This window comes from Acinetobacter sp. V2, from assembly GCF_001188385.1.
GTDB lineage: Bacteria > Pseudomonadota > Gammaproteobacteria > Pseudomonadales > Moraxellaceae > Acinetobacter > Acinetobacter oleivorans.
Genome location: NZ_JZFB01000001.1, coordinates 1,144,027 through 1,148,468 on the forward strand (window position 1 = coordinate 1,144,027; position 4,442 = coordinate 1,148,468).

The 4,442-nt window shown below is 37.2% G+C and carries 4 protein-coding genes and 1 pseudogene; 2 read left to right on the plus strand and 3 right to left on the minus strand.

The features are described 5' to 3' along the window. Window positions 1-358 precede the first annotated feature (358 nt). Together UC75_RS05205 and UC75_RS05210 are read left to right on the plus strand one after the other, a co-directional pair. Window positions 359-1,414 carry a linear amide C-N hydrolase gene (locus UC75_RS05205; RefSeq protein WP_049836919.1) on the plus strand — a complete coding sequence of 352 codons (1,056 nt, stop codon included), beginning with the start codon at window positions 359-361 and terminating at the stop codon, window positions 1,412-1,414. A 62-nt stretch (window positions 1,415-1,476) separates the two neighbouring features. Beyond that, window positions 1,477-1,971: a hypothetical protein gene (locus UC75_RS05210; protein WP_049836920.1), complete on the plus strand. Its 495-nt coding sequence runs from the start codon at window positions 1,477-1,479 to the stop codon at window positions 1,969-1,971. A 56-nt stretch (window positions 1,972-2,027) separates the two neighbouring features. Here UC75_RS05210 and UC75_RS05215 read toward each other — a convergent pair whose 3' ends face one another. The 3 genes and pseudogenes from UC75_RS05215 to UC75_RS20275 all read right to left on the minus strand — a co-directional run. Then, entirely contained in the window at window positions 2,028-3,056 is a 1,029-nt protein-coding gene (locus tag UC75_RS05215) for an alpha/beta hydrolase (protein ID WP_004791742.1), read from the minus strand. After that, window positions 3,056-4,177, minus strand: coding sequence for a YdcF family protein (locus UC75_RS05220; RefSeq protein WP_049836921.1), 1,122 nt, complete (start codon window positions 4,175-4,177; stop codon window positions 3,056-3,058). The genes UC75_RS05215 and UC75_RS05220 overlap by 1 nt, the downstream gene beginning before the upstream one ends. Before the next feature lie 4 nt (window positions 4,178-4,181). After that, window positions 4,182-4,442 (minus strand): annotated as a pseudogene (locus tag UC75_RS20275) (UDP-N-acetylenolpyruvoylglucosamine reductase); the annotation flags it as partial.

A 4,442-nucleotide genomic window follows, 5' to 3' on the forward strand; every position in this document is an offset into this window, starting at 1 on the left:
CAGCGAGTAAATGACCGTGAAATTAAGAACTATGCTCAATTGCATTTTTTCTTAAAAGAAGGCGAACTTTTACAGTCTGAACTTAATAATGACGATGATAATTTTTATTATCGGATGTGGAATATGGCAGATGCTAATCACTTTTAATTTATATTAACTTGATATGTTGAGCATTACATTTATAGTGTGATGCTCTTCCATATTTGAATTGGATATGTGATTTTCCCTTAAATTTCACTCCCCTTTTAATTTGTCTTTAATAGATTTTTCACCTAATATAAAAGTATAAATAACGTACACAATTTAATTTTATTTAATAAAAAATTTTTTAATGCTTATAACAAGAAGGTATCTCATTATGTTGAAAAAAACATTCATCTCTTCTTTTGTCGCACTGGCAGTAGGTTTAAGTAGCCATGCTGTTGCTTGTACGCGTGCCGTATATTTAGGCAATAACCAACATATTATTACTGCTCGCTCAATGGACTGGAAAGTTGATACGGGTACAAATTTGTGGATTATGCCAAGCGGGGTTAGTCGTGACGGTAGTGCAGGCTCCAATTCAATAAAATGGACTTCTAAATATGGAAGTGTAATTGCTACAGGCTATGAAGTTTCCACAACAGATGGAATGAATGAAGCTGGTTTGGTTGCTAATATTTTATGGTTAGTGGAGTCTCAATATCCAGATGTGAAAAAAATGGATAAGCCTTTACTTAGTATTGCAGCATGGGCTCAATATGTACTTGATAATTTCGCAACTGTCGATGAAGCCGTTAAAGCATTAGAAAAAGAACCTTACACGATTGTGACCGATAATGTTCCAGGCGAAACACGCCTCACTACCCTGCATTTATCTATTTCTGACAAAACAGGTGATAGTGCAATTATTGAATATATTGGCGGAAAACAAGTGATTCACCATAGCCGCAGCTATCAAGTCATGACTAACTCGCCTACTTTCGATAAACAACTTGCACTTGCCGAATATTGGAAACAAATTGGTGGAACGATCATGCTCCCCGGTACAAACCGAGCATCTGATCGCTTTGCACGTGCATCTTTTTACATTAATGCAATTCCTAAAAATGATGATAGTAAACAGGCTCAAGCCTCTGTATTTAGCGTCATTCGAAATGCGTCTGTTCCCTATGGACTCAATACGCAAGAAGAACCGAATATCTCTTCAACTCGCTGGCGAACTGTGGCCGATCATAAACAGATGCTTTACTTTTTCGAGTCAGCACTATCACCAAATGTATTTTGGGTTGATTTGAAAAAGATTAATTTTAAAGATGGTAAAACGCGTAGACTAGATTTAGGCCCCGATCAAAGCCATATATATGCAGGTGATGCCACGTCTTCTTTTAAAATTGCAAAACCATTTGTATTTTTAAGCCCATCTATGCGTTAATTTATGTCAAAATTTACTACACTTAACATAAATAATATTAAGCATACTCTCTTGGAATTTATATGATGAAGAAATCTCTACTCTTATTGGGTTCATGTCTACTTACAGCGGCTTGTAGCACTACACAGGTTAATACAACAGCTCCTAAAGAGGTAAAGACAGCGGGTCAGCTAAACTGCTCACCAACTGAACTATGCCCAAGCTTGCTCGTGAAATGGAACGAGAATCAAAAAGATCAGCTTCGTGTAGATGTTCATTTAAGTAGTAGTTATAACTTTTATGATATTAACGAGTTAACATTTGATATTGATGGGAAACGATTTAACTATCAACCCGCTCAATCAACTGAAAAAACGAATGTGAGCCGATTAGTTCCTAAACATTCTACAACTTTCTTTATTATTCCAAGTAAATTCTTGCAAGAGTTTAAAAGTGCTCAAAATGTAAACGTTTTGATAAAAACGGATAAGGGAACAATCGAACGCAATATGTATAGTCCACAAAAGCAGTCTTCGGTTTATAAAAACTTTATGCAGCTTTATCAAAATTCAAAATAAAGTACAAAGATTAACTCATGCATCTATCCAATTTTTTTGGATAGATGCATTATTTTTTAATAATAAAAATGTTTTGGTTTCGCATGTAAAAATGCTGGAATCAATCCCGTTAAAGCTGCACGTATATCCGCACGCTCATTAATTAATTGATGAGATCCTTCTTCTAGCATTAATAACGTTTGCAACCTGAATTTACGACGAATAAATTCAATGTTGTAACGCCAATCAACTGTCTGATCGAGAGCACCTTGTGCAAGCCAGACAGGAATACGACAAGCTGGCCGCTCTTCCATTTCTTGCATCCATTTAGACATTGCCAAAATCCAGTCCATGCCCATCATTCGAGGTTGCAAAGGATCTTTTAAACGAATGAAACGTAAAAATTCAGGATTATGATTATTACGTCTAAAGTGTCTTGGTACTTGGCGCTTAATACGGCGAATAATGCCCAATCCAACTGGGTTATGCCACCATGCCGTTTTTGCAGGACGAATCAAAGGAGAAAGTAGCAAAACTCTATCTACAATCGGATCTTGGCGTTTTTCAGCATATTCCAATAAGTGATGCATCCAGATTGCTCCACCCGTACTTTGTCCAATTCCTACCCAAGGTTTTGGTAACTGATCTGCATGTTTTACATATTGATAAACAGCCATCAGAACTTGTTGATAGTGATCAAAATTTTGAATACTTGCTGGTGAGCCATTGCTTAAACCATGCCCTGGTAAGTCATAGGTAATGACACTAAAGCCTTGTTCAAGAATTTCACGAATAATGGGTTGATAAATACCACTATGCTCAAGATAGCCATGTAATAAGCAGACAGTACCTTGTATTTTTTCTACTTTAGGCTTGAAAACTTGCACATGTAATCGGAACAAAGGCATTTGAACATAGCCCTGCCAATGATCACATTCAAGTAAATGCAAACCATACAACTTACGGTAAGCCAGTAAATCTCGAGACGGTTCTTCTAATGTATTTAAATTAAGTGGACTTAAAACCTGTGGCGTAAGATCACGGTTAGGAACCGGCAAATCTAATTGTTTTAATACGGCAGGATTGAGAAATGGGATATCTGACATTAAGGTACCTCTCGACAATCACTTGAACCAAACAACATGTCGCGAATTGTCGCAAGTAATTCATAATTTGCACGACGGCTATGATCGTAATTTTGCACACTTGGTTGCCAGCGTGTCAGTGGTGTTGGCATTGGAGCTACAACAGGAATGGTTTCTATACCATTTAAAGCAAATAGTCGGCGAGTACGCGGCATATGGTATTCATCTGTAACCAACATGACCGTCGGTGCTCCACCCTTTTTCTGAAGCAATAGAGAACTAAATCTTGTATTTTCACAAGTATTCATACTACGTTTTTCTAGTAGCTTTGCATCAACGCCGCGCTCTTTTAACCAAGCTTGCATATAAGGCGCTTCAACACCGCTCAGTACAATAGGAAGCTGATTTTGTTTTTCGACTTCTAAGGTTTTTTCCAGTCTCAAGCGTGTATAACCATTAACTACAATATCTTTTCCATTTTTATCAAGAGTCAAACCACCACCTAAAACAACAATTGCATAAGGTTGTGATAACTTTTTAGCTGGAACTGGTAAAGGATTTTTACGAACATACTCGATTTTCTGTTCAGGTTCGCTAACAGCTTTCTGGTGTTCTGGCACTACAGGTTTTCTTGCTAAAAACTCGGTATATTGCTCTGTAAGGGCCTTATTTTCTGAACTATTAATAAAGAGTGCTTCATCAATAGGGCTACTTGCTTCATCAGCAGCATCAATTTCTGAGTTTTTCACGACTAAAGGAACCGTTACAGAAGCGGCCGCCTCTGAATCTTGTTCCTTTTCTTCTAAAAGAATAATTTGCTGCAAAGCCTTATAGTTTTCTTGAAGATAAGTCAGATCTGTTGTCTTTTTTTCACGTAAAGCTTTTTCAGTCAGCTTTAAATACGCTTGACGAGCAATCCATAGATTTGAACCCGGCTCTAAATTATCATGTTCACTTAATGCCGCCTGTCTCTGACTTTCAGCGGCAACTTGATTCACATCAACCGGTACAAAATAATTAAGCCCAGCTACAATTAATTTTGAATAAAACGGCGAATATAAAAAAACCACGAAACAGCCTAATAGTACAAATAGCACGGTGACTACTTGTACTAAACGTACCATTAAGTGTACTTTTGGCATAAAACTATTCCGTATGATTTTCAATTAAACCTAAACTGTTATAAAGCACAGGCTCTGGTTCTAACATAATATGGAAACGCTGATCAACATCATGTTGTACAGCCTGATAAGTTTTCTTTACATCAGTAAGAGATGCATTGGCATAATTCACCAAAACTAATGCCTGTTTATGAAACATCCCTACCATATCGAGTTGCTTCCCTTTCCAACCCGCCTGATCAATTAACCATCCTGCTGCAATTTTAACGTTTCCACTGGCTTGAGG

Bases quoted from the DNA above. Each gene is read 5' to 3' on its own strand.
- UC75_RS05205 (WP_049836919.1), top strand. From the start codon at position 359: ATGTTGAAAAAAACATTCATCTCTTCTTTTGTCGCACTGGCAGTAGGT.
- UC75_RS05220 (WP_049836921.1), bottom strand. From the start codon at position 4,177: ATGCCAAAAGTACACTTAATGGTACGTTTAGTACAAGTAGTCACCGTG.
- UC75_RS05215 (WP_004791742.1), bottom strand. From the start codon at position 3,056: ATGTCAGATATCCCATTTCTCAATCCTGCCGTATTAAAACAATTAGAT.
- UC75_RS05210 (WP_049836920.1), top strand. From the start codon at position 1,477: ATGATGAAGAAATCTCTACTCTTATTGGGTTCATGTCTACTTACAGCG.